This window comes from Hyphomicrobium sp. 01T421, from assembly GCF_056398805.1.
The window spans coordinates 26755-48289 of the sequence record NZ_JBFTQC010000001.1 but is presented as its reverse complement, the minus strand read 5'-3'; the positions used below and the strand labels follow the sequence as shown (position 1 = coordinate 48289).

At 59.0% G+C, this 21535-nt stretch carries 24 protein-coding genes; 2 read left to right on the top strand and 22 right to left on the bottom strand.

Going from position 1 to position 21535, the window contains the following annotated elements; genetic code table 11:
- Window positions 1–275: 275 nt before the first annotated feature.
- The 22 genes from fliK to motA all read right to left on the bottom strand — a co-directional run bounded on the left by fliK (window position 276) and on the right by motA (window position 19224).
- A complete protein-coding gene (fliK, locus tag AC1DK3_RS00235; protein ID WP_477190303.1) occupies window positions 276–1850 on the bottom strand; it encodes a flagellar hook-length control protein FliK in 1575 nt (524 codons plus the stop codon).
- Window positions 1847–3130: a hypothetical protein gene (locus AC1DK3_RS00230; RefSeq protein ID WP_477190302.1), complete on the bottom strand. Its 1284-nt coding sequence runs from the start codon at window positions 3128–3130 to the stop codon at window positions 1847–1849. Before AC1DK3_RS00230 ends, fliK begins: the two co-directional genes overlap by 4 nt.
- The gene (locus AC1DK3_RS00225; protein WP_477190301.1) at window positions 3127–4425 is read right to left on the bottom strand and encodes a MotB family protein; all 1299 of its coding nucleotides are present in this window, start codon (window positions 4423–4425) and stop codon (window positions 3127–3129) included. Before AC1DK3_RS00225 ends, AC1DK3_RS00230 begins: the two co-directional genes overlap by 4 nt.
- Window positions 4422–5009: a hypothetical protein gene (locus tag AC1DK3_RS00220; RefSeq protein ID WP_477190300.1), complete on the bottom strand. Its 588-nt coding sequence runs from the start codon at window positions 5007–5009 to the stop codon at window positions 4422–4424. Before AC1DK3_RS00220 ends, AC1DK3_RS00225 begins: the two co-directional genes overlap by 4 nt.
- Window positions 5006–6694: a flagellar basal-body MS-ring/collar protein FliF gene (gene fliF / locus AC1DK3_RS00215; protein WP_477190299.1), complete on the bottom strand. Its 1689-nt coding sequence runs from the start codon at window positions 6692–6694 to the stop codon at window positions 5006–5008. Before fliF ends, AC1DK3_RS00220 begins: the two co-directional genes overlap by 4 nt.
- 191 nt (window positions 6695–6885) lie before the next feature.
- A complete protein-coding gene (locus AC1DK3_RS00210) occupies window positions 6886–7836 on the bottom strand; it encodes a flagellin N-terminal helical domain-containing protein (RefSeq protein ID WP_477190298.1) in 951 nt (316 codons plus the stop codon).
- Window positions 7837–8061: 225 nt separating this feature from the next.
- Window positions 8062–8805 carry a flagellar type III secretion system pore protein FliP gene (gene fliP / locus AC1DK3_RS00205; protein WP_477190297.1) on the bottom strand — a complete coding sequence of 248 codons (744 nt, stop codon included), beginning with the start codon at window positions 8803–8805 and terminating at the stop codon, window positions 8062–8064.
- Window positions 8802–9287 carry a flagellar basal body-associated FliL family protein gene (locus AC1DK3_RS00200; RefSeq protein WP_477190296.1) on the bottom strand — a complete coding sequence of 162 codons (486 nt, stop codon included), beginning with the start codon at window positions 9285–9287 and terminating at the stop codon, window positions 8802–8804. The genes fliP and AC1DK3_RS00200 overlap by 4 nt, the downstream gene beginning before the upstream one ends.
- A 23-nt stretch (window positions 9288–9310) precedes the next feature.
- The gene (gene flgH / locus AC1DK3_RS00195) at window positions 9311–10042 is read right to left on the bottom strand and encodes a flagellar basal body L-ring protein FlgH (RefSeq protein WP_477190295.1); all 732 of its coding nucleotides are present in this window, start codon (window positions 10040–10042) and stop codon (window positions 9311–9313) included.
- Window positions 10032–10583, bottom strand: coding sequence for a MotE family protein (locus AC1DK3_RS00190; RefSeq protein ID WP_477190294.1), 552 nt, complete (start codon window positions 10581–10583; stop codon window positions 10032–10034). Before AC1DK3_RS00190 ends, flgH begins: the two co-directional genes overlap by 11 nt.
- The gene (locus AC1DK3_RS00185; protein ID WP_477190293.1) at window positions 10580–11689 is read right to left on the bottom strand and encodes a flagellar basal body P-ring protein FlgI; all 1110 of its coding nucleotides are present in this window, start codon (window positions 11687–11689) and stop codon (window positions 10580–10582) included. Before AC1DK3_RS00185 ends, AC1DK3_RS00190 begins: the two co-directional genes overlap by 4 nt.
- Window positions 11686–12174, bottom strand: a complete 489-nt coding sequence (gene flgA / locus AC1DK3_RS00180; protein WP_477190292.1) for a flagellar basal body P-ring formation chaperone FlgA — start codon at window positions 12172–12174, stop codon at window positions 11686–11688. Before flgA ends, AC1DK3_RS00185 begins: the two co-directional genes overlap by 4 nt.
- A complete protein-coding gene (flgG, locus tag AC1DK3_RS00175) occupies window positions 12174–12962 on the bottom strand; it encodes a flagellar basal-body rod protein FlgG (RefSeq protein WP_477190291.1) in 789 nt (262 codons plus the stop codon). Before flgG ends, flgA begins: the two co-directional genes overlap by 1 nt.
- Window positions 12963–12973: 11 nt before the next feature.
- On the bottom strand, window positions 12974–13300 hold the full coding sequence (fliE, locus tag AC1DK3_RS00170; protein WP_477190290.1) for a flagellar hook-basal body complex protein FliE: 327 nt from the start codon (window positions 13298–13300) through the stop codon (window positions 12974–12976).
- A complete protein-coding gene (flgC, locus tag AC1DK3_RS00165) occupies window positions 13297–13719 on the bottom strand; it encodes a flagellar basal body rod protein FlgC (protein WP_477190289.1) in 423 nt (140 codons plus the stop codon). The genes fliE and flgC overlap by 4 nt, the downstream gene beginning before the upstream one ends.
- A gap of 3 nt (window positions 13720–13722) precedes the next feature.
- Window positions 13723–14100 carry a flagellar basal body protein gene (locus AC1DK3_RS00160; protein WP_477190288.1) on the bottom strand — a complete coding sequence of 126 codons (378 nt, stop codon included), beginning with the start codon at window positions 14098–14100 and terminating at the stop codon, window positions 13723–13725.
- A 110-nt stretch (window positions 14101–14210) separates the two neighbouring features.
- Window positions 14211–14630: a hypothetical protein gene (locus tag AC1DK3_RS00155; protein WP_477190287.1), complete on the bottom strand. Its 420-nt coding sequence runs from the start codon at window positions 14628–14630 to the stop codon at window positions 14211–14213.
- Window positions 14631–14645: 15 nt separating this feature from the next.
- Window positions 14646–15731: an EscU/YscU/HrcU family type III secretion system export apparatus switch protein gene (locus AC1DK3_RS00150; protein ID WP_477190286.1), complete on the bottom strand. Its 1086-nt coding sequence runs from the start codon at window positions 15729–15731 to the stop codon at window positions 14646–14648.
- A 24-nt stretch (window positions 15732–15755) separates the two neighbouring features.
- Window positions 15756–16769: a FliG C-terminal domain-containing protein gene (locus AC1DK3_RS00145; protein WP_477190285.1), complete on the bottom strand. Its 1014-nt coding sequence runs from the start codon at window positions 16767–16769 to the stop codon at window positions 15756–15758.
- Window positions 16770–16777: 8 nt separating this feature from the next.
- Window positions 16778–17206 (bottom strand): flagellar motor switch protein FliN, encoded by a 429-nt coding sequence (fliN, locus tag AC1DK3_RS00140; protein WP_477190284.1) that lies wholly within the window; start codon window positions 17204–17206, stop codon window positions 16778–16780.
- Window positions 17207–17286: 80 nt separating this feature from the next.
- Window positions 17287–18264, bottom strand: a complete 978-nt coding sequence (locus AC1DK3_RS00135) for a FliM/FliN family flagellar motor switch protein (RefSeq protein WP_477190283.1) — start codon at window positions 18262–18264, stop codon at window positions 17287–17289.
- Window positions 18265–18336: 72 nt separating this feature from the next.
- Window positions 18337–19224: a flagellar motor stator protein MotA gene (gene motA, locus AC1DK3_RS00130; protein WP_477190282.1), complete on the bottom strand. Its 888-nt coding sequence runs from the start codon at window positions 19222–19224 to the stop codon at window positions 18337–18339.
- 157 nt (window positions 19225–19381) lie between these two features.
- On the opposite strand from motA, the gene flgF reads away from it, so the two are divergent.
- Window positions 19382–20104 carry a flagellar basal-body rod protein FlgF gene (flgF, locus tag AC1DK3_RS00125; RefSeq protein ID WP_477190281.1) on the top strand — a complete coding sequence of 241 codons (723 nt, stop codon included), beginning with the start codon at window positions 19382–19384 and terminating at the stop codon, window positions 20102–20104.
- A 22-nt stretch (window positions 20105–20126) separates the two neighbouring features.
- Window positions 20127–21497, top strand: coding sequence for a FliI/YscN family ATPase (locus AC1DK3_RS00120; protein WP_477190280.1), 1371 nt, complete (start codon window positions 20127–20129; stop codon window positions 21495–21497).
- Window positions 21498–21535: the final 38 nt, after the last annotated feature.

The following is a 21535-nucleotide window of genomic DNA, read 5'->3' as shown; positions in this document are numbered from 1 at the left end:
TTTCGCACTCTTTTTCGAAGGCTAACCGCTGTTCCGCGAAGTGGCGGAATTTGAACTGCGATGCCGTTCCGATGTGCGCTTTGAGTTTCGATTTCAAATTTTCGCCGGCACTGCCGACATACGTAATCGAAAAGCGGCCAAGGTAATCGATGAAGCCGAGCGCGTAGGCGCCAGGACAATTTTCGACGAGCTCTTCATCGATCGCGTCGGCCGCGAGCGAGAAGGGGCCATGCAGGCCGGTGCCTGTCAGTTCCTGCTGCGTCATCTAACAATACCTAAATATAGACTGCGTTGCCTTGACGGCTATTCGGCAAGTCGCCGGCAGATGTCTGCTGCGAGTTATCCTTTTGACGACGCTGCGCTTGATCGGACGATGAGCCATCGCGCCGTTGCGTATCCCCATCTTGTCGTCCCGTGAAGTTGGAGCGCGCCTGATCACCGTCTCGGAACGGCGATCCACTCGTTTGCCCGTTTGGACTTGCCGAACTGCTCGACGACGACTCAGTAATTTTCAAACTGGAAACGTCGTAGCCCGCGTCTCTCAATCCTCGCTCTAACGATGTGCGATCATCGTTAAGAATTTTTGCTGTCGCAGCCTTTGAAGCTTCAGCTTCGATCGCGAGCGAATTCGACTTGAGGCTGAGACGCAATCTCACGGAGCCGAGGTCCGCTGGAGAGAGCGTCAGATCAAGCGAACGCAATACCGGTGTCGGAGCGGGAGCGCGATCCCTAAGTTCCATTGCGGTGGTATTCGGTGCCAATTCTCCGGCCTTTCCGGCGAGTGCATCAACGACACCGTTGCGAATTTGCGCGCTTACGCTCGGTTGTCCTTGCTCCGAGGGTTTGGGCTCGATCGAAAAGACCCGGTCGGTGGGATAAGACCCATCCGCTTTCGCGACTTTGCCGTTCGCTACATCGCCGGTCGCCTGCTGTTGAAAGCGTGCGCCGGTTTGATCTTTATCTGCGAGGAAGGAATTATCCGGCGTATCCGTCGCGGCTGCCGAGACAGCTTGCGGCTGCAGCTGGGGCAGCGGCTCCTTCGATGTCTTGGCCGATGGGTCGGCATTCTTTTGCACCACTGTCGACAGATTGGGCGTCGACAGATTGGATGTCGACAGGTTGGCCGTCGACAAGTCGCGCGTCGAGAATGGGGCGGACGAGAGAGGATGCGGCGTGATGCGCTCCTCAGGTGTCAGTCTCGAGAGCTGCGAAGTAGCGGCTGCGACCGTCGTCTCGGCGAAATTCCAATGTGTCTCTTGGCTGTTGACGACCGCGGGCGTCGCATCGCCGATTTCATCCCTGTGCTCCGGCGGCATCGCATTCGGCATGTTGGCCTGGGCCAGCTTCGTATTGTCGTCACTCGGAGCCAGACGCGTTTTCGCGTCGAGCAACGCGGCGATGCTATCCTGCAGCAGCAGATTTCCAGGCCGCGCCGCGCGCTGCATATTGTCGGAAGGCTGCTCGACACTGTCCGGTGTTTGGTCAACGGGGACATTGCCATTTACGAGAGTCGCAATCGCATTCAGCGGCGAATTATCACTTCGCTCGACGCTTCCGTTGGCCTTCGGTTCCTGCTGACCAATGCTGTCGAAGGTTTCCTCGAACGATGGATCGCCATCATCCGTTTTGGAATTGCTCTGCTTTCGGGTCGATACGTTATCGCTGCGTCTGAGGGAGTTGTCGGACGACGACGCCTTGGTCTTGGAAGTGCTTGTCGTCGCATCTTCAGGCTTGTCGTCGCCTTCCCGGGATTGCTTGGCGGCGTCTCGATGCGAACCGACGCGCATACGAACGGATTGCAGAAGCTGATCGACCGCGTCTGGCGCGGCGCCTCTTACCGGGGCTGTCATTTTTCACTCCGTGCAATGATCTGATCGGCTTCTTTTAAGAGGGCATCTGCCTTGCCGAGGGCAGCTGCAGCTTTCGGCAGGATCGGGTTTTCGCCGATCGTTCCACCCGCCCGCACTTTGATGCCCTCGCGACCAGCGGCTATTTCGTCGCCAACCACGCTCTTTGCGATAAAGCCCGCCACTTCGCGAATTTCCGTATCGTCGTCGGAAAGCCGATCTGCCGCGACCTGGTTCAGTGCCCTCAGAGCATCTCCCGCATCTGCTGAAGGCGCTTCTGCCGCCGCTCGATAGAGGCGAGCTTTATCCAATGTTTCGGGTGCCGCGTTTGCGATCTTCAGAATTCTGTCGGCCGCGGCCCGAGCCAGCTTCAACCTGCCTTGCAGAAGCGCTTCGCCTGCGACATCGATAAACAGTTCCGACGCAACCAGCATGTCCCGATCATCGAAAGAATCGGCCAACTTATCGACGATCGCTGGATCATCCATATCGCTGCGCTTTGCCGTTGCTTCGGCGAACTCGCGAAAGAGCTTCCACGCATAAATGGACCTCCCGAACTCGCGGACGTAGCTCGTCGTCAGCATAAGAGCGCGGTTCCTCTCTCCCATGCCAATGAGAATCGGGATTTGCCTTCGCGTGGCGGCTTCGTCGATTGCGGTGTGCGGGCAAGCAAGCCGCGCATCATCAAGCAGCTCGATCGCCTTCGCATGGTTGTCGTCGAGATAGAGCGAGGCCCGAGCCAGCGCGAAAGGACCTACTAAGCTAACGTCGAGGGACCTCGGATCGATCTCCATGAATAATTTCCGAGCGGCCCTTGGCTGTCCTTGGGCAAAACTCACGATTCCAGCCGCCAATTTCTGATCGGCGGCTCCAAGCACGTTGCTGTCGATCAGGGGAGTGAGAACATGCGCGTCGCCGCCGCTCAATACATAGAGCAAGCTCGTACGCACGTTGATGTAGTCGTTCCAATCTCCCGGACCGAATTGGCGAAGTTCACCGGCTATATCCCTCAACAGTCGCGCCTGGTCGGCAAGCGCTGCACGGTCGCCATGTATAATTTTGTCCTGGATGGCGCCCAATTGCTCGACGAGGCGAAGCGTGGCCTCCCTCGCCTGCATCTCGTCCACCGCCTTTGCGGCATACGAGGGGACGGCATGAGCGAGAGGTTCATCCGATTTCGGCTCGCCGAATACGAATGCCGGCTGGAAATAGATCGCCGCGCCAGCTGCGACGCCGGCCAGCGCAACGAACAAAGCTGCAGAAATCAGCGCAAGGCGCTTCATTTCTGATCCTCTTTGACGAGGATTTCGATCCTGCGGTTCGGTGCTGCCAACGTATCGGACGGAATTTTCGGGTCGCGGTCGGCGCGTCCTTCGATGGCGGTAACGCGCGTTTCGGGAACGCCGCCTCGCACCAGCATGTAATAGGCCATTTGCGCGCGCGCTGCTGAGAGCCGCCAGTTGTCGTAGTTGCCGTTCTTGTAGGCGCGGCTATCGGTGTGACCGCGGACGACTATCGTTCCCGGCTGGGCTTCAAGAACCTTTCCGATCTTATCCATCACGAGCACGAGCTCGGGGCGCGGTTTCGCCGAGCCCACTTCGAACATGCCGAAATGCGCGTCGTCCGTCAGGCTGATGAGCACTCCTTCTGGAGTTGCCTTTACCTCGACTTGCGGCAGGTTTTTCGAGATATTCGAAATCGCACTTGTGATTTCGTCTTCGAGCTTTTTCGCCTGTTGGTCCTTGTCCTTATCGTGCGTCTTTTCTTCTTTCTTCTCTTCCGTCTTCGTCTGATCCAATGTTGCCGGCGTCTGCTTCGCTACGACGTCCTGTTGCTTCGGCTTCTCGAATTGGCTCGCCGCCTGCGGAACCGGCGGCGTTTGCTTGGCGGTCTCTGGAGTTGGTGGTTTCGAATTGTTCGCTGTAACGGCCTTGGCCCCACTTGGTGGGGGAGCTGCGGTCGCCGGTTGTGAGGCCGGTTTTAACGTGTCCTGAGATTTCCCGGCGCGCCGATTGGTACGATCGAACGGATCGCTGATGTTGCCATCCGCGGGGCTTGAGGCCGTCGTCGGGGAATTGGCGCGTGCCTCGTCCGCAAGCTTCTCGAGAAGATCGCCCGGATTGTCGAAAAGCGCCTGTTCCTTTTGAGCTTCGGTGCTTTTTCCGCCGGCGGCCGCGCTCGATTTCTGCGCAGCCTCGTCCATCGCGTCGCCGGTACGTTCTTTGCTCTCTTGCTCGGCTTCCTGCTTCTGCTGGCTGTTGATGACCTGCTTTTCGAAGCCCTTTTTGCCTTTTTCTTCAGTTGGCTTTGTCGCCGTTTCCGTTAGGTCCTCAAGGCCCTTCGGAGCAGCGTAGCGGTCCGTCAGCCGCATCGGATTGAAATAAGCGGCCACCTGGACGATGGTTTTCTTGTCCGCCGCGTTGACGAGCCACATCACCAAGAAGAAGGCCATCATCGCGGTCATGAAATCCGCGTACGCGATCTTCCAAACTCCGCCATGGTGCGGCTCGTCTGTATTGCGCCGCCGCCGAATGATGACGAGCGGTTGCGATGAGACGTCTTCCTGACCGTTGCTCATGTTTCCATCGCCTCAAGGGCTGCAATCCACGCAGAAATATTGAGTTCGATCTTGGTGTCCTCAATGTGAGCGCGAATATCGCTGTTCGGACTTTCGGAATATCCGATTTGAAATCCTTCGGTCGGCAGCCGCTCACGAAGATGCTGGACAATCTCGGCCGGCGCCTCGACGTGAACTTTCGCACCTTCGACAAGTGCCCGCGCTATGGCTTTCTCGAGATCCTGCAAGGCGCGTTCACGCAACCGATCCATGAGCCACGGGCGCAACAGCGCCGCTACCCGCTCCTCGATGCTCAACTCGATAAGTTTCGTGACGTTTTCCAAACGCACGGCCAGGACGTCGGCGCAGTCGCGCTGCCAGTTTAGCTTTTCCTCGGCGAGCTGCTCGGAATGAAGGCTTGTCGCTTCCGTTAGGCGAAGCTCCGCATCGGCGTCTGCTTCGGTTCGTCCATCGGTGTGACCTTGCCGATAACCTTCCTCGAACGCCGACTTTATTTCGGCTTCAAGATCGATTTTGGCGTCGCCGTTTTCGCGATCGAAGTCAGAGAGGAGCGAAAACGCCGAACTGTGAAGTCTCGCCGTCATCCGTTCTTGACCCAGTGCTTCAGGATGGCTGTCGCCTGCTCCTCATCACTATCGATTATGGCTCCAAGCTTTTCGACCGGACCCAGCGTGAGAGACCGGCCAAACGATAGACCGGTTCCAAAGCCGGAGCCCATTCCCATGCCCATTCCGCCTTCGGCCTCGAATGGATTGGCCCCTGGCTCCAACAATGGCGATGCCATCTCAGGCATATCTATGGGAGCAGCCCCCGATCCGGTGATCGACGCGAGGGGAGACTGAAGTGCTGCGACGTTGCCCTGTCCCTCGACGGCTACTCCGTTCGACAGCAGCGTACGCATGACGGGTCTGAAGCCCGCCATCACCACAATGGCGGCGACGAGAAGTATCGTCAGCGATTTTATTCCCGTTCCCGCAAGGCCCATCAGCAATGGCGCCCACCCAGAGGCGGACGATGCTTCGTCGAATGGCGACGGAGCAAAGTCGACAGCCGCGACGCTGATAAGATCGCCTCGTTTCTTATCGATGCCGGCAGCCGAAAGCGCCAGCTTTTCGATTTCGGCGACCTGTTTGTCGAAGTCTTCCGCCTTCGCATCCTTGCCGATGACGTCGGCGAGGCGCTTCTTGTTGATGACCACGGCGACCGAGAGGTTGTCGACCTTGTATCCCTCGCTCGAGGTGGAAGCGGACTTCGTGCTGATTTCGTAGTTCGTCGTTTCTTCCTTGCGATCCTGGGCTTTCTTGGTCTGGTCTTTGGCCGGAGGCGCTTCGCCCGGAATATTCTGCTCAACGCTGACGTTCGTCTTGCCGGAAGAATCCTGCGAGCTCTGCGCCTCTTTGACGAACCTGGTCGAACGCTCGACCTTGCTCTCGGGATCGAAGTTCGTTTCGGTCGTTTGATGCTTGTCGATGTTCAGTCGTGCGATCGCGCTGACCTCGAAATTGTCGAGGCCCAAGTAGGGCGCCAGCGTGCGCCGGACGCTATCCTGTACTTGCTGGGCGACGGTGCGTTCCAGTTCGAGCATCTGGACGGGCGCATCGCCCGCTACACTGCGGCCGCCTCCGAGAATCGTCCCGTCGGTGCCGATCACCTGCACTTGGTCCGGCGTCATTTCGGGAATTGCGGAAGCCACAAGATGCTTGATCGCGGGGGCAGCAGCAGCATCGCCGGCGATGTCGGTTCTAATCACGACGGATGCAGACGGCGGCTGCTTCTTGACGCGCAGCGCGTTCTGATCGGGAAGGAAGATGTGCACGCGAGCGGCACGGATGCCCTTCAGGTACTGAATGGTGCGCGAAAGCTCTCCTTCGAGAGCGCGGACGCGGGTGACCTCTTGCATGAACGAGGTGAGACCCAATGCGCCGAGCTTGTCGAACAGCTCGTATCCGGCAGTCTGACTTCCCGGCAGCCCTTTTTCGGCGAGAAGTGCGCGCGCTTGAGCTGTCTCACCGACCGGAACGCTCAGCTTGGTGCCGTCGATGCTGGTTTCAAAAGCAATCCCCGCCTCGCTCAGCACCGAGCCCATGCGGCTTATGTCCGACGGCGTCAGGCCGACGTACAGGGTGTCGTAGCTCGAGCGGGAGGCGAAGTAACTGCCGATCGTTATCAGTGCGAAGACGAACGCACCGGCGGCGCCGAGGGCCATGAGGCGCTGGCGGCCCAGGCCTTTCAAGCTCTGATACAGATTTTCGAATTGACGCCAATCCATCTTCAACCTTACCGGCAAAGTTAAATGCCGACGGTAGAGAGGGAACCTTGTGCAAAGGTGACGGGCCGCCCCCGCGAGGCATTCCGCTTTTGTGGAGCGTTGCCTCGGGGATGCGGCCCGTCTGATGCGTCAGTTAGGCTAGACTGAGCTTCGTGAAGGGCTCGGCGCTGATAGACGCCGAGCTTCAGTCGTTAGCGGAAGAGCGAGAGGATGTTCTGGCTCGACTGGTTCGCAATGCTGAGTGCCTGTACACCCAGCTGCTGCTTAACCTGAAGTGCCTGCAGTCTCGTCGACTCTTGGTTCATGTCGGCATCGACCAACTGGGAGACACCCGTCGTGATCGTATCCCGCAAGGACGAGATGAAGCTCGTCTGAAGGTCGATACGCTTCTGGGCTGCACCGAGGTTCGTCGCCGCCTTGGTCATTTCCTGGAACGCGCTATCGACGCCAGAGATGTAAGCGGTCAGTTTCCCGAGGTCAGTCGTGCTGTCCGTGAGCGAGCTGATGTCGATGCTCATGACCGACGTGCCGCCAGTCGTCACGATGGCGCCCGTCGTTCCGCGCTGCGAATCGAGGATGCCGCCGGTGGCGCCGGTTGTAGCGGTCGAGGCGTCGAAGAGAACCGACTTAGACGTATCGACCGCGATGGTACCGATCGAAACGCTGCCCGTCGTTGTACGAGCAAACGAAGCAACGATCGACTTCGTCGAGCTATAACCCGTGGCTGAGGAGTCAACCGAAACCCAGTTCTGGCCGGAGAAGTTCGCCGTAGCGGCGATGCCCTTGAGCTGCTCCTGGAGCTGCGTGATTTCCGACTGAACCTTGGAGCGATCAACGCCCGGAGCAGCGGCTGCCGTCAGCTTTTCCTTGATCTGGCTGACGAGCGTGATGGACTGGTTCAACGCGTTGTATGCAACGTCGACGGTGCCCTTACCCAGGCCAAGCGCGTCTTGAACCGTCGAGAGCGCGTCGTTGTCAGACTTCATCGTCGTCGCGATCGACCAGTAGGCGGCGTTGTCCGAAGCGGAAGCAACTTTCAAGCCGGTCGAGATGCGATTCTGCGTCGTCAGGAGGTCTTTGGAGGTCATCTGCAATGACTGGAGTGCGGTCATTGCGGAAAGATTGGTATTGATACTGCTCATGCCCATGTCCCTTGTCCTTCTACTCGGCACTAAATAAGCGCACGCACACTGGGGACATGCCGGGTCTTCCGGCTTGACAGATCGGCATCATGCCTGTGGCGCGGATGTCGGCGACCACTCTGTCATCAAACTTGAAATAACTGAGACTTGTTTCCCAATAGTTACTTTTTGGCGACCAAACGTTAATCACCGGACTAGGCGATCAACTTCACAGCGTTCACCGCCCTAGGCGAACGATTTAACGAGTGCTCCGACGAGTAATGTCCACCCGTCGACCAGCACAAAAAACAGAACCTTCAACGGCAGTGACACCACCGTCGGCGGCATCATCATCATGCCCATCGCAGTCATAATCGTTGCAACGACAAGATCGATGACGAGAAACGGAAGAGCTACGAGAAAACCTATTTCGAAGCCTCTCCGAATTTCCGAAATCATGAAAGCCGGGATCAGGACACGGAGATCGCCTGATTCGGCTTTGTTTTGCTCGCCGAAACGTTCTGATGACATTTCTTGAAAAAGAGCAAGATCTTTGTCGCGAACGTTGGCTTGCATAAATGCACGGAACGGAGCGGTCGTTCGGGTGTACCCTTCCTGCTGACTGATTTTGTTCTCGACCATCGGTTTGACGCCGTTGTCCCAGGCTTGCTGGAACGTCGGCGCCATAACGAACAGCGTCATGAATAACGCCAAGCTTATGATGATGAGATTGTTCGGCGTCGTCTGGAGGCCGAGGCCTGCCCGCAGAAACGAAAACGCGATCACAAATCGCGCGAACGACGTCACCATCATCAGCAGACCGGGGGCGACCGATAAAACGGTCATCACCACCAGAAGCTGGACGATACGGCCCGAGACGCTTGCATCTCCAGCTGGAAACAACGTCTGGAGGTCGATCGCCTGGGCGATCGCGGCATTAGAAGACAGAGCCAAGGCGGCCGTTGCGGCGAGAATTCTGCGTACTGTCATTCGAGCACCAAGCCGCCGATCAAAAGACCAAGGATTGCGCCGCGACCGCGTACTCTCGCACGGTCGTCGAGTTGCTCGCGCAGGTTTTGAAATCCTCTTACGCCCTGAAAATCGGAGATCGTGAGGCCCTTCAAATAGGCGATCACATCCTCCTTCACTTCATTCCTCAGTGTAGTCGTTTCCGGCGTTCCATGCGCGATGATGATCGAGACATCGAGGCGGACCCTCATTCTCGGTGCAGTTTCGAGGTCGGCGATGATGGAAGAGATTTCGACCGCCAGTGCGTCCTTCGGGAACCGGCCAGCAGCCGGCATCTTTTCTTCTACTGCTTCGACAGACGCCGGAGCCAGCGCATTTGCGGCGTTCGGCAAGGCGAAATAGCCGAATGCTCCACCGCCAACAGCACCGATGATGGCCGCGGCAAGTGCCGACTTCACCAAGTCCGCGGCGCCGCCGCCTGGATCGTTTTTGTCTTCCGCCATGTGCCGACGCCCCCGATCCCTGCTTAGAACGGAGACACGATGTCGAGAATCTGCTGGCCATACGGTGGCTTCTGGATTTCCATCACAGTCCCCCGGCCGCCGTAGGAAATGCGGGCCTCGGCAATCTTCTCGTAGGAGATCGTATTGTCGGTCGCGATATCGCGCGGACGAACCACGCCCTGGACGTTCAAAACGCGAAGTTCATAATTGACGCGCACTTCCTGCGACCCGCTCACGACAAGGTTTCCGTTTGGAAGCACCTGGCTGACGACGGCGCCGACAAGCAAATTGATGCTTTCAGATCTCGCGATCGCACCTTTCGAACCCGTGGACGTCGTTCGATCGAGACTGCCATCGAGCTTGCCGGAGCCGGACGGCCCCGTGCCGCCGAAGCCAAAATCGAAGTCCGCCGACGACTTGAGCCCGACGCTCGCATCGCGCGACCGGTTCAGGTTGTTATCCAGCGAGGCCTTGTCGTTGATTTGAATTTTCACCGTCACGACGTCTCCGACGTGCAGGGCGCGCGCGTCACGAAAGAGATCGGCTCCGGAATCCTGCCACGTTGAATTGCCCGAGTGGTAAGCGACCGGCGTAACGGGAAGGTCGACATGCGCCGTACGATCCGGCGCCAAGCCACTTCCGACCGGCGACAATGTCGGTTCGCGGCCGATTTCGCGCAATTGATCGGCGCACGCCGTCAGCAGCAAAGAGAGCACAGCGACTGCCGGCGCTGCCCAACGTAGTTTACTGCACATCGGGCTTACGCTCCGGATGAACCACGATTTCTCCAGCTCCCGCAAGGACGGCCGACAGTCGCGCCGCCTTGGCAGCTTCCATCTCGGTCAAGATGAGACTCGACACTTTCGGGGTGAGCTTCGACACGACCGCGGCGGCGACCATCTCATCCATTACCGCGAGTTGTGCGGCGGCGGCGTCGGGTTTCATCTTGCTATAAATTTGGACCAGAGACTCCGTCGCGCGCACGGTGAAATCTTCGCGCATCTTGATCCAGCTTTTTAGAACTTCTGCTTTTTCTGCGAGTAGACCGATCCGATCATCGAGCTGCTTCTGCGCCTTTTCCAGATTGCGGGTCTGCTGCGCGATTTGTGCGGCGGTCGCTTCGTCCAGAACGTTCGAACAGTACTGCTGAGCCGGACTCAACTCGGGGGCAGACGGCGGCGGCATCTGCAGAACTTCCATTTCCTTGTCGTCCGGCTTTGCCTCTTCGGCACCGATGACAGGCGCAAACAACATCAGAGCGAGAAGGGCCGAGATCAGGCGAGTGAACAATCTCATTGAACCACCAGCTCGGCTTGCAGCGCACCCGCCGTTTTCATGGCTTGCAGGATGGCGATAATTCCGATGGGCTTCAGCCCCATTCTGTTGAGGGCCGAGACGAGTTCACGCAGATTGGCTCCGCGCGCGATCTGCACGGTTCCGCCCGCTTCGTGCACATCGACTTCTGTATCGGGCACGACGACCGTCTCTCCTCCCCTGGAGAATGGCGCCGGCTGAGAGACCTTCGGCGTTTCCGTAACACGAACGGTGATGTTGCCATGAGCAACCGCAACGGTCGAAATGCGCACTTCGCTGCCGATCACGATCGTTCCGGTCCGCTCGTCTATAACGACGCGTGCGGACTGGTCCGGGTTGACCTCAAGCTCACCTATTTCCGCGAGCAGCCTCGACGACAGCATACGCGGCGGCTTACGCAGCATCACCGATTGCTGATCTTTCGCGCGTGCTATCGGCATGCCGTAGCGCTCTTTTGCGAAATCGTTGATGACGTCCATGATGCGGACGGCCGTCGTGAAATCGGGATTGCGAAGCTCGAATTCGAGCGGCATGTCCTCGCTGAAGGCGCCCGGAGCGTCCTGCTCGACGATGGCGCCGTTTGGAATTCTGCCGCGTGTCGGAATTCCCGATGTTATGGATTCGGCCGCTCCCTTTGCGAGGTAGCCCGAAATCGTGACTTGGCCCTGTGCGGCCGCGTAGATCTTCTGGTCGGCGCCGGTGAGCGGCGTCAACACGAGCGAGCCGCCAGCCAACGACTTGGCGTCGCCTATGGATGAAACGGTGACGTCGAAACGCGAGCCTTTGGAAGCAAACGGCGGGAGTTCCGCCGTGACCATGACCGCGGCGACGTTTCGCGTCCGCGGCTCGTTCTGCGATCCGCGAATGTTGATGCCCATGCGATCCAGCATGGCCTGAACCGACTGCTGCGTGAACGGCGAATTTCGCAAGGTGTCGCCCGTTCCGTTCAGGCCGACGACAAGGCCGTAGCCGACGATCTGATTAACCCGGACGCCTTTGAGGTCGGTTATGTCCTTGATGCGCGTGCCGGCCTCGGCAACGTGCGCAAGGCCGAGAAAAAAAAAGAATAGTGCAGCGGCCAATCTCATTGATCGTCCACCGCGAGTGTTTGATCGGCCCTGATGCGCGCCTTGATGATGAGCCCCGTATCGGGGTTGCGTACGTTTATGATTTCGCCGGCAGAACCTGACTGCAACGGCACGCCGACACCAACAATCGATACGAAAGCGGACTCATAGGAGAGCTTGTAGGTCTTGCCCTGCTTTATGAGGTCCTGCGTTTTGACGGCCGTGCCTGGGATCAGCTCATTCGGCAACAACGTGCGGCGAGCGACCTTGCCCAGCAGCTCTTCCGAACGTTCCCCAAAAACCGGCGGGTTGTTTGGACCGACCAGCAGTTTGCGCTCAATGAGTGCTTCCGTCGTGATGACGTCGCCCGGATAAATGACGGCGCGCGGAACGAAAACCGTGCGACCGCCTTCCGTCGCGTGCGCAACAGCAGAGGCGGCGAAAATCGCCAGCAGCGTCGCTGCCGCGAAGCCGCCCGTGTTCCGCATGCTGCGCACCCGTATCATCAGCGAATATCCTTGGTGATGACGTTGTACATGTCGTCAGCGGCGGAAATGACCTTGGAATTCATTTCATAGGCGCGCTGTGCGGAAATCAGCTCGGTGATTTCCTTTACGGGGTCGACGTTGGAGCTTTCGAGATAGCCTTGTTGGATCGTCGCAAAGCCTTCGTCGCCGGGGCTTCCGATCACGGGGCTTCCAGATGCCAGCGTTTCCTGCAGGAGGTTGCCACCCAGTGGCGCAAGGCCCGTCTCGTTTGCAAAATTCGCGAGAGACAATTGCCCGAGAAGCTGCTGCGTTCCGGTCGCGCCGATGACCGCATAAACTTGGCCGGCAGCGTTGACCACTACGTCCGTCGCGGTATTCGGGATCGTGATGTTCGGGATGACGAGATTGCCCTCGAGCGTGACGAGCTGCCCCGTCCCATTCTTATTGAAAGCACCGGCGCGCGTGTACAGGATCTCGTTGTTCTCACCCTGGACCTGGAAGTAGCCGCGCCCATTCAAGGCGAGATCCAGCTTATTGCTCGTTGATGCCAGCGCACCCTGCATGGAAAGATTACGGATGGCGACGGTCCGAACGCCGAGGCCGATCGTATTGCCTTCAGGAATGATGGTGTCGTCATCGCGCGCGGCCGTTCCGGCGGCGCGGTCGGTCTGATACAGCAGATCGGCGAATTCAGCGCGCGAGCGCTTGAAGCCCGTCGTGTTGATGTTCGCAACGTTGTTGGCGATCACTTCAACGTTGGTCTGCTGTGCCGACATGCCGGTCGCAGCAATTGAAAGCGCTCTCATGACTTACGACCTCAAATTTGCATACGACTGATTTCTTGGTAGGCGCCCACGACCTTGTCGCGGACGGCGACGACGGTGCGAAGCGCCTGATCGGCCTGCATGACGGCTTGAACGACCTGCTGCAGCGGCGCCTTGCCTTGCATGCCGGCGATAGCGGTCGTTTCGCCTGCCTTGACCGTTCCGATGGCGTCGGCTGCCATGCTCGCCAAGGTTTGTGCGAAATCGCTTTGCGGCGCGGCTCCTGATGAAACGTTCGGCGCTCCGCCGATGCCCTTCGACGCCGCAGCGCCTCCGATGCGGTCGATATTGGGCGATAGCATTGCGATGCTCAGGCTCATGAGTTCGGCCTCAATAGATCGAGGGTCATCGAGACAATCTCGCGGACCTGCTTGATGACTTGCGTGTTGGCGGTATACGAGCGCGTCGCCTCGCGCATGTCGGCCAGCTCGACGAGCATGTCGACGTTCGGCAGCTTGACGAAGCCTTTTGCGTCGGCGGCCGGATGCCCGGGCATGTATTCAGTGCGAAACGGCGCTTTATCCCGGTCGACATTGTCGACCTGCACCATATCGATGCCGTCCATATCGTCGGTGACGGACTGGAAACTGATCGTCTTGCGCTGATAGGGATCGGACCCCGCGGTCTTTCCGGTCGTTTCGGCGTTGGCGATGTTTTCCGACAGGACCCGCATACGGGTCGACTGAGCGAAGAGACCGTTCGATGCCGCCTTGCTGGCGGCGATAAGCGGATCACTCATGGATTAGCCTTTCGTCGCGGATTGCAGCATCCTATCGAACGTCTTCATTATCTGCGTGTTCATCGTGTAACTGCGCACGACTTCGTTGGACTTGAGGAATTCCTGTTCGAGATTGACGTCGTTGCCGGAAACGAGAACCTCGGCCTCACCGAAACCGCCTTCCTGCCGGCGCAAATTCCCGCCATCGGCCGGGGCCAGGTGCTGCCCGTCGGTCACTGCCATCGATACGGATTTGCTCATCACGTCATCGAAGCTTTCGACGTCTTTCGCCTTGTAACCGGGCGTATTGGCGTTCGCGATGTTCGACGAAATCACCGACTGGCGCTGAGCGAGCCACTCATTTTGGCGAAACGCCAGATTGAAAAGTTGCATGGGCTGCATGAAAAGCGATCCTTAGGTGGCCCTGCTTTCCTATGTGCACCCGCTCCCTTGCGTCGGCCTGAACAGTCAGCTCAGCGGCCGCATCTTCGCGCGCGGCGCCTCAGACGTCCTCAATTGAGGCGTGCTTCTCCGAGCGCCTGGTTCAACCTCGTCGTGTTTCGGCCTGGGCTGACAGATTCGCCTTCGAAAGAGATGTAGGTGATTTCGACGCCCGCTTCCTCGGCCTCGAGGATCAGCCTGAAATAAACGTGGACCGACTGATGATGAAATTCCATGTCGAGTAATACGCGGGGCAGCGATCCCCATTCCAGGTAGACGTCGCCCGCGTGGCCGAAGGTCAACGTTTCCGGCTTGAACGACATCTCGATCGAGGCCTGCACAAGCGAGCCAATGCTCGCGATTTGACCAGTTTTCAAATAGCTGACGAGGTCGGGAAGATCGATCAAGCGCAAGTCGGATGCGACGCAACGGATGCTCTCGCCGAGAAGCTTTTCTCGAACCTCCGAATGATCGATGCGAAATGGAATCATCAACGCCTTTTCCCTTTAAGCACGTACAGGACCGGACCGGTTCCGCCGCGCCTGAAGGCGAAGGAGAATCGCGGCGACTGCCTTGTAGAATTCGACGGGGATCATTTGATCCACGCTCACTTTTGAATAGAGGGACCTTGCGAGGGCCTTGTCTTCTATGACTGGAATGTCATTTTCTTCGGCAATTCTGCGAATCGAGAGCGCTACGAGATCCTGCCCCTTGGCGACGACACGCGGTGCGCCGCCTTCGGAACGGACATAGCGGAGCGCCACGGCAAAGTGAGTCGGATTGGCGATGACCAAGGTTGCGCGCGGTACCGCGTGAAGCATGCGCTGGCGCGCGCGGGATCGGGCGATGGAACGCCGCCGCGCCTTGATGAGCGGATCGCCTTCCGACTGCTTTCGTTCGTCTTTGACTTCCTGCGGCGCCATTCGGAGCTGGCGGCGCCAAAGCACGTGCGTGACCGGCAGATCGAAAATCAGAAGACAAAACGAAAGGACCGCTAGCGACGTGAGCAACAGGGTGACGCTCTTTTGCGACAGTCTGAGAATCTCTGCCGGATCGCTCCAAATCGAATTGGCAAACTCGTGCCACAGCAGCATCAGGATCGCGCCGGACGTTGCAGCGACGATGATCAATCTCAGCGTAAGCTTGAGAAACTCAAACGATCCGGTCGCGCTGAAAATGCGCTTCCATCCCTTGGCCAGAGATAACCGGGAAAGCTCCGGCGTCACCCGCTTGAAGATTGGAACAGGCGGCGTTTGGAGCACCGATGCCAATACGCCGGCCGCGGAAAAGCAGAGTATGATGGGAGCCGTCAGAAGCGCGGCGCTTCTTCCCACCACATCGAAAACCATGCCGAGATCACCCGCACTCTCCAGGCGAATGGAGCCGACGTTCGCAAGCAGCCCCATCAGAAGCTCAGCGAAGTGGGTCAGAAAAACTTGGCCGAGGACTGCGATGACCAGAAGCGCTGCGAGAAGATACGCGAAATTGGTTGCCTCCCGCGAGATCGGGATGTTGCCCTCTCCGCGAGCGTCAGACATTCGCTTGTCTGTCGCTTCTTCTGTGCGGCTGTCTTTATCCTGCCCTTCGGCCACGATCGAGCTCCAGCGTCCTGCCGACTAGACGGTTTCTAAGGACGTGCTCGAGATATCGATTGCGCCTTCGGCTGAAAGCCGCAGAACCGAATCGACCATCGCTCGCCGCGCATCGGCAATGTCGCGCGCGGGAACGTTGGCGGGGCTTTGCAATTCGGCTTCCGCCATGCGGCGAGCCCGCGGCGACAGCGCGGAAAGAACCTTGCTCTGCAATTCCGCATCGGCGCCTTGAAGCGCGAGCACCGTTCGCTCCACCGGAATGCCATCCATCAGCGCCGTCAGCGCACGCGCCGGCAGCCTCAACAAGTCCTCGAACTTGAACAGCATCTTGCGGATCGCTTCGGCGTCCTTCGGTTTGATGCTGGCGAGGTATTGCAGGGCCTGGGCCGAATCCTCGCGGTCAAGATTGTTCAGGATGCCTGCGAGCGACAAATGCTTATCGGAAGAGCGCCGATCGCTGTCGAACAGCTCTTCGTTCAATCCGCTTTCGAGAGCTTCGACGATCTGCGGTGCTACCTGACCGAGGCCGAGTATGCGGTTCAGAAGATCGTTGCGCTCAGCGACCGGAAAGCACTTCAGAACGACAGATGCCCGCTCGCTACCGAGGCGGTCGAGATAATACGCGGCAACTTGCGGCGACTGTTGATGGAAATGAGCCTGCAGCACATCGTCGGGAAGTCCGGCGAGCTGACTCCAAATGTCCTGGCGCGCAATGAACTGATCGTTGGGGTCGCCGGATGATTTATTCTCGGAAATCACGTCTGTTACCAGACGTTTGACATCTTCGGCGCGACCGAGAAACGGCGTTCCTTGACCGAACTGGCTTTCAAATTCCTGGACGATCTCTTCGAGCTCCGCCGCTGAAATCGTCGGCATGACCTCGGCGGAGCGAACAAGAATGTTCAGTTCTTCGGGATTGAATTTTTTGAGGAGCCCGCTTGCGCGTTTCTTGCCGAGCGCAAGGAGAAGCACTCCGACTTTCTCGGGTCCCGTCAGTGTTCTTCCGGAATCTGACAACGGGTCGCGCATGGACTGCATGTACGTCACTATTTCCCGGCGGTGGGTAAGGCGCCAACCTGGGTCAGCACGACACCGAAGCGCGAGGTTCCTTCGTTTAGAACGACGACCTCTCCGCGCGCTATCAACCGGCCGTTGACGAGAATATCGACCGGATCGCCGACCATCTTATCGAGCTTGACCACCGAGCCCTTCGTCAACTTCGCCAAGCTCGCGACGGGCATCTTGGTCGAGCCGAGGACGACTTTCATCATCACCGGCAGGCCCATGATCAAGGCACTGTTGCCGCCGAAGTCGGTCGCATCGGCGTGCGCGTCGACATGAGCGTTGTGCGGACTTTCAGCCAAGCCCGCGGCCATTGCTTCGCTGAAATCGCCCATACCCGCGAGCGCTTGATCGAAGCCGGCTTCCGTCGCTTCCTGAGCGACTTCCGCTTCTACTGCATTACTCGGCGTCATTCCGGCCATTTCCTCGTGCTAAGGTATTCCGACTCAAATTCTGACATTCGAAACATGCCGCAGCCTTGTGGCGGGGCGCGCTAAAGCCCGTAGTATTCATCCACGGCTTCCCTTTGCTGATCGAATTCGTCGTCGACACGCAGTATCAGCGCGTTGTCGCGTTTACCCAATTCGCACCAGAACACAGGGCTTTCATCGGCATCGAGACGAACACGCGACATCGACGACAACTGCAGCTCGACGACCGAGCCGACGGCAAATCGTTGAACTTCGCCGAGGGAAATGGGGCGTTCCTCGAGAACGCCATTGAGCTCGATGAAGGATCGGGCGATTTCCTCGGAAAGCTGCTTCGACCACGCTGGGTCGTCGCGAGAGCGGTGCGCCGCGACGTTCTGTGTCTCGCTTGGCGTCGGGCCCGCAAGCACATGGCGGATGGGATCAAGCGCTGCTTGTGGGATGACGATCGTGACGACGCCGATGTGGCCGCCGTAATCCAAAGACAGCCGCGCGGCGATGACGGGCGACGAAGTCGTCAGCTGCGGTTCGAGCTCGATCTTCTCGACGACTGCGCCGATGTCGAAGCCGACATCGACGAGAATCGAGAAAGCGCTCGTCAGGGCGCGTGCAACGCGCCGGAACAGAACACGCAGGACGTTCGCATCGGTTCGGGTTGGCTTCCTCGCTGGCAGACCACCTGGAGGAAAACCCTCGCAGCCTGTCGCTGCCTCTACGAAAATTGTGGTGGCGGCCGGATCGGCGAGAAAATAAAGCCAGCTTCTCCATCTTTCGGCTCGCACCACACCGGCGAACGCGCCCTGCGGCAGTGCGCAGGTCTCGCCAATGGTCGAGGCCGAGAGATCGAGAAGGCGCACTTTCAGCGGCAAAAGCGAAAGATTGCCGATCTCCTCGGTCATCACGCGCGGCAGCTGACCAAAAATCATCTGCAGGCCCGGCAGGCGGTCGGGACTGTTTTGACCAGACGAAAGCGCGCGCTCGAGCGATCTTTCCGTGTCCATCCGCTTCTTGGCCGTGGCTTCGCTCAGAGCGCTATTCGACATTTCGGCTGCCTCGCGAAGTCATCGCCGCGTTTGCAGATGGCCCGGAGAAGACGCAAAGCGCTTGCCGGAACATCAGGCTGCCTTTTTCTCTTGAGGGCGTCGATCCAGCCCACCGCCCATCGTCGCCGCTTCGACCTCGTTGATCGTCGGCCGTTCGTACGCCGAAATCGCTTTGCGGCCGTGCTCGATAGCGACCTGGGGCATGGCGCCGTTCATGAACGCCAGCAGCGATTGCTTGACGATAACGTAAGACCTCAAATTCTTTTCGCGGAGGATCTTCACCTTCGTCGCGATCGGACCAACGACCGCGTAGGAAAAGAAGATACCCGCGAACGTTCCAACGAGCGCGGAGGCGATGAGGTGACCGAGGATTTCCGGGGACTGGTCGATCGCGCCCATGGCTTTCACGACGCCAAGAACGGCCGCGATGATGCCGAGAGCCGGCAGACCGTCACTAACGGCAGTGAGCGCGTGATAGGCCTTGAGCTTATCGTGACGCACGGTTTCGATTTCCTCGTCCATCAACGATTCGATCTCGTGGGTCCGGGCATTCCCCATGATGATGAGGCGGAAATAGTCGCAGATGAAGGTCGTCAGCTCGTCATTAGCAGTAACGGTCGGCGACCGCTTGAACACTTCCGCGTCCTGGGGCGCATCGATGATCATTTCCATTTCGGCGCGGGATTTATCGCGAAGCTCGCGCATCATGAAAAAGAGCAGCGCAAGAAGCTCGATATTCTCGGCCTTCGTCGGCGTACCGTTTTTGATAGCCTCGATCGTGGCTTTACCCGTGTCCTTGATCGTTTTCATTGGATTGGCGACGACAAACGCGCCCAAGGCCGAGCCGCAAATGATGACGTATTCCCAGGGCTGCCAGATAACCCAGACGTGCCCACCCATGGCGGTGAAGCCGCCGAGCATGCAGACCAGGGTGATAATCAGGCCGAGCAGAATGGTCACGTGTGTATCCCAAATGCCAATTTAGGCGAAAACCCATAAAGGGCGCTTTGGCTTGCGTGGGACTTGCTCGTCCCAGCGCGGGGGTGTCAGCCACCCACAAGTTCGCGTCGTTAAGTTTCCGCGATAGGACGAGATCCACGAAGACGGATTGCAACGCATGCCATCGAATATCTACGTCGCCCTCTCTGCTCAGATGGCGCTGCAACGACGCCTCGATACGGTCGCCAACAACGTCGCGAACACCAACACGGTCGGATTCCGCGGCGAAGAAATGTCGTTTGAGGAACTCCTGACCCCGGCGGGCAAGGATCCGGTCAGCTTCGTTTCGAAGGGCCAGAACCATCTTTCGATGAAGACCGGCGAAGTTACGCAGACCGGAAACCCTCTCGATGTCGCGGTGAGAGGCGATTCGTTCCTAGCTATCCAAACTCCGAACGGAGTTGCCTATACGCGCGACGGGCGCATGCAGATGACGGGCGAAGGCGTGCTGACGACGCTTGCAGGCTACCCAATTCTCGACGCGGGCGGATCGCCGGTGCAGCTCAATCCCAATGATCCGGCGCCGACCATCAACAAAGCCGGCACAATCGAGCAGTCGGGCAACAATCTCGGCGCGCTCGGGCTTTACCGGATGCCGCGCGGGGCTGTTCTGACGAGAGCCGAAGGCGCGTCGGTCGTGTCCGACATTGCGCCAACGCCCGAGATCGACTTCCTCAACAACGGCGTCGTGCAGGGATACGTCGAGAAATCGAACGTCAATCCGATCCTGGAAATGACGCACCTCATCACCATTCAACGGAATTTCCAGGCCGTCACCAACATGCTGAGCGCCACCGAAAGCTCGCTCAACGATTCTCTGAAAACTATCGCGGGCTCGTGATGTCTAGCCGGAGGGAGCATTATTGACCGCGGCGGCAACAGCCACACCGTTTGACCGGTTGGACGAGCTGATGGCGACGGCTTCGCGAACACCGGCGCACCGGGTATCTGGACGCGTCGTTCGGATCAGCACGACGTTCATGGTCGTGTCCGGCCTCTCAAAGTTCGTTTCAATCGGTGATGCGGTATCGATCGCGGGCCTCGGCGGCCCGGTGCTCGCGGAGGTCGCGACGATCGAAGCCGAAGCGATCAACGTCACGCCGTTCGTCGCCGACCACAGGATCGAACTTGGCGCGCGGGTCACGGCGTTGTCGGGCCAGATGACGCTTTCGCCTCATGAATCCTGGCTCGGCAGAACGCTCAATGCGTTGGGGCAGCCGATTGATGATGGCGATCCTCTCATCATCGGCGAGCGGGCGTTCACGATCCACGGCACGCCGCCTTCGCCGCTCCGCCGGAACAGGCTCGGCACGCCGCTGACAACAGGCGTCAAGGCGATCGATCTTTTCACTCCCATCTGCGCGGGCCAGAGACTTGGCATCTTCGCGGGTTCCGGCGTCGGCAAATCGACGTTGCTCGCCATGCTGAGCCGGGCGCCCTCGAGCGACGTTACGGTCCTGGCGCTCGTCGGCGAACGAAGCCGGGAGGTGAGAGATTTTCTAGACGATACGCTTGCGGCCTCGCGCTCGCAGGTCGTCTCGGTCGTCGCCACGTCCGACGAGAGCCCGATGATGCGGCGCTTAGCGCCGAGCACCGCGATGTGCATCGCCGAATATTACCGGGATCGCGGGAAAAACGTTCTTCTCATTATCGATTCCCTGACGCGTTACGCTCACGCCATGCGGGAGCTGGCGCTCGCTGCCGACGAGCCGCCCGTCGCTCGCGGGTATCCGCCGAGCGTCTTCAGCAACCTGCCGCGCCTCCTCGAACGTGCTGGCCCCGGCGAAGAAGGCGCCGGTACGATCACCGCGATCCTGTCTGTTCTCGTCGACGGCGACGATCACAACGATCCGATCGCCGACGCCGCGAGAGGCATCCTCGACGGCCATATCGTTCTCGATCGCGGCATCGCGAGCCAAGGCCGGCTTCCGGCCGTCGATCCGCTTGCTTCGCTATCGCGCTTGGCGCCAAAGATCAGAACGAAAAACCAAGCGCAGTTCGTTACTCAACTGATCGAGGTCATTTCCCGTTACGAGGACACGCGCGATCTTCGCGCCATCGGCGGCTACAGGCCCGGAACCGACGCGACGCTCGATCGCGCGATGGAAATCGTTCCGCGCGTTTACGAGGCCATGAAGCAGGATCTCGACGAAGAGCCTGTCGCGGATGTGTTCGCCTATCTTTCCGAGGTGTTGCCCGGTGGGCAGCGGTCCAACTCCGCACCGCCACGTTAGAAGATCATACGGCGCTCTCGTAAGCGTCAAGAAAAGGA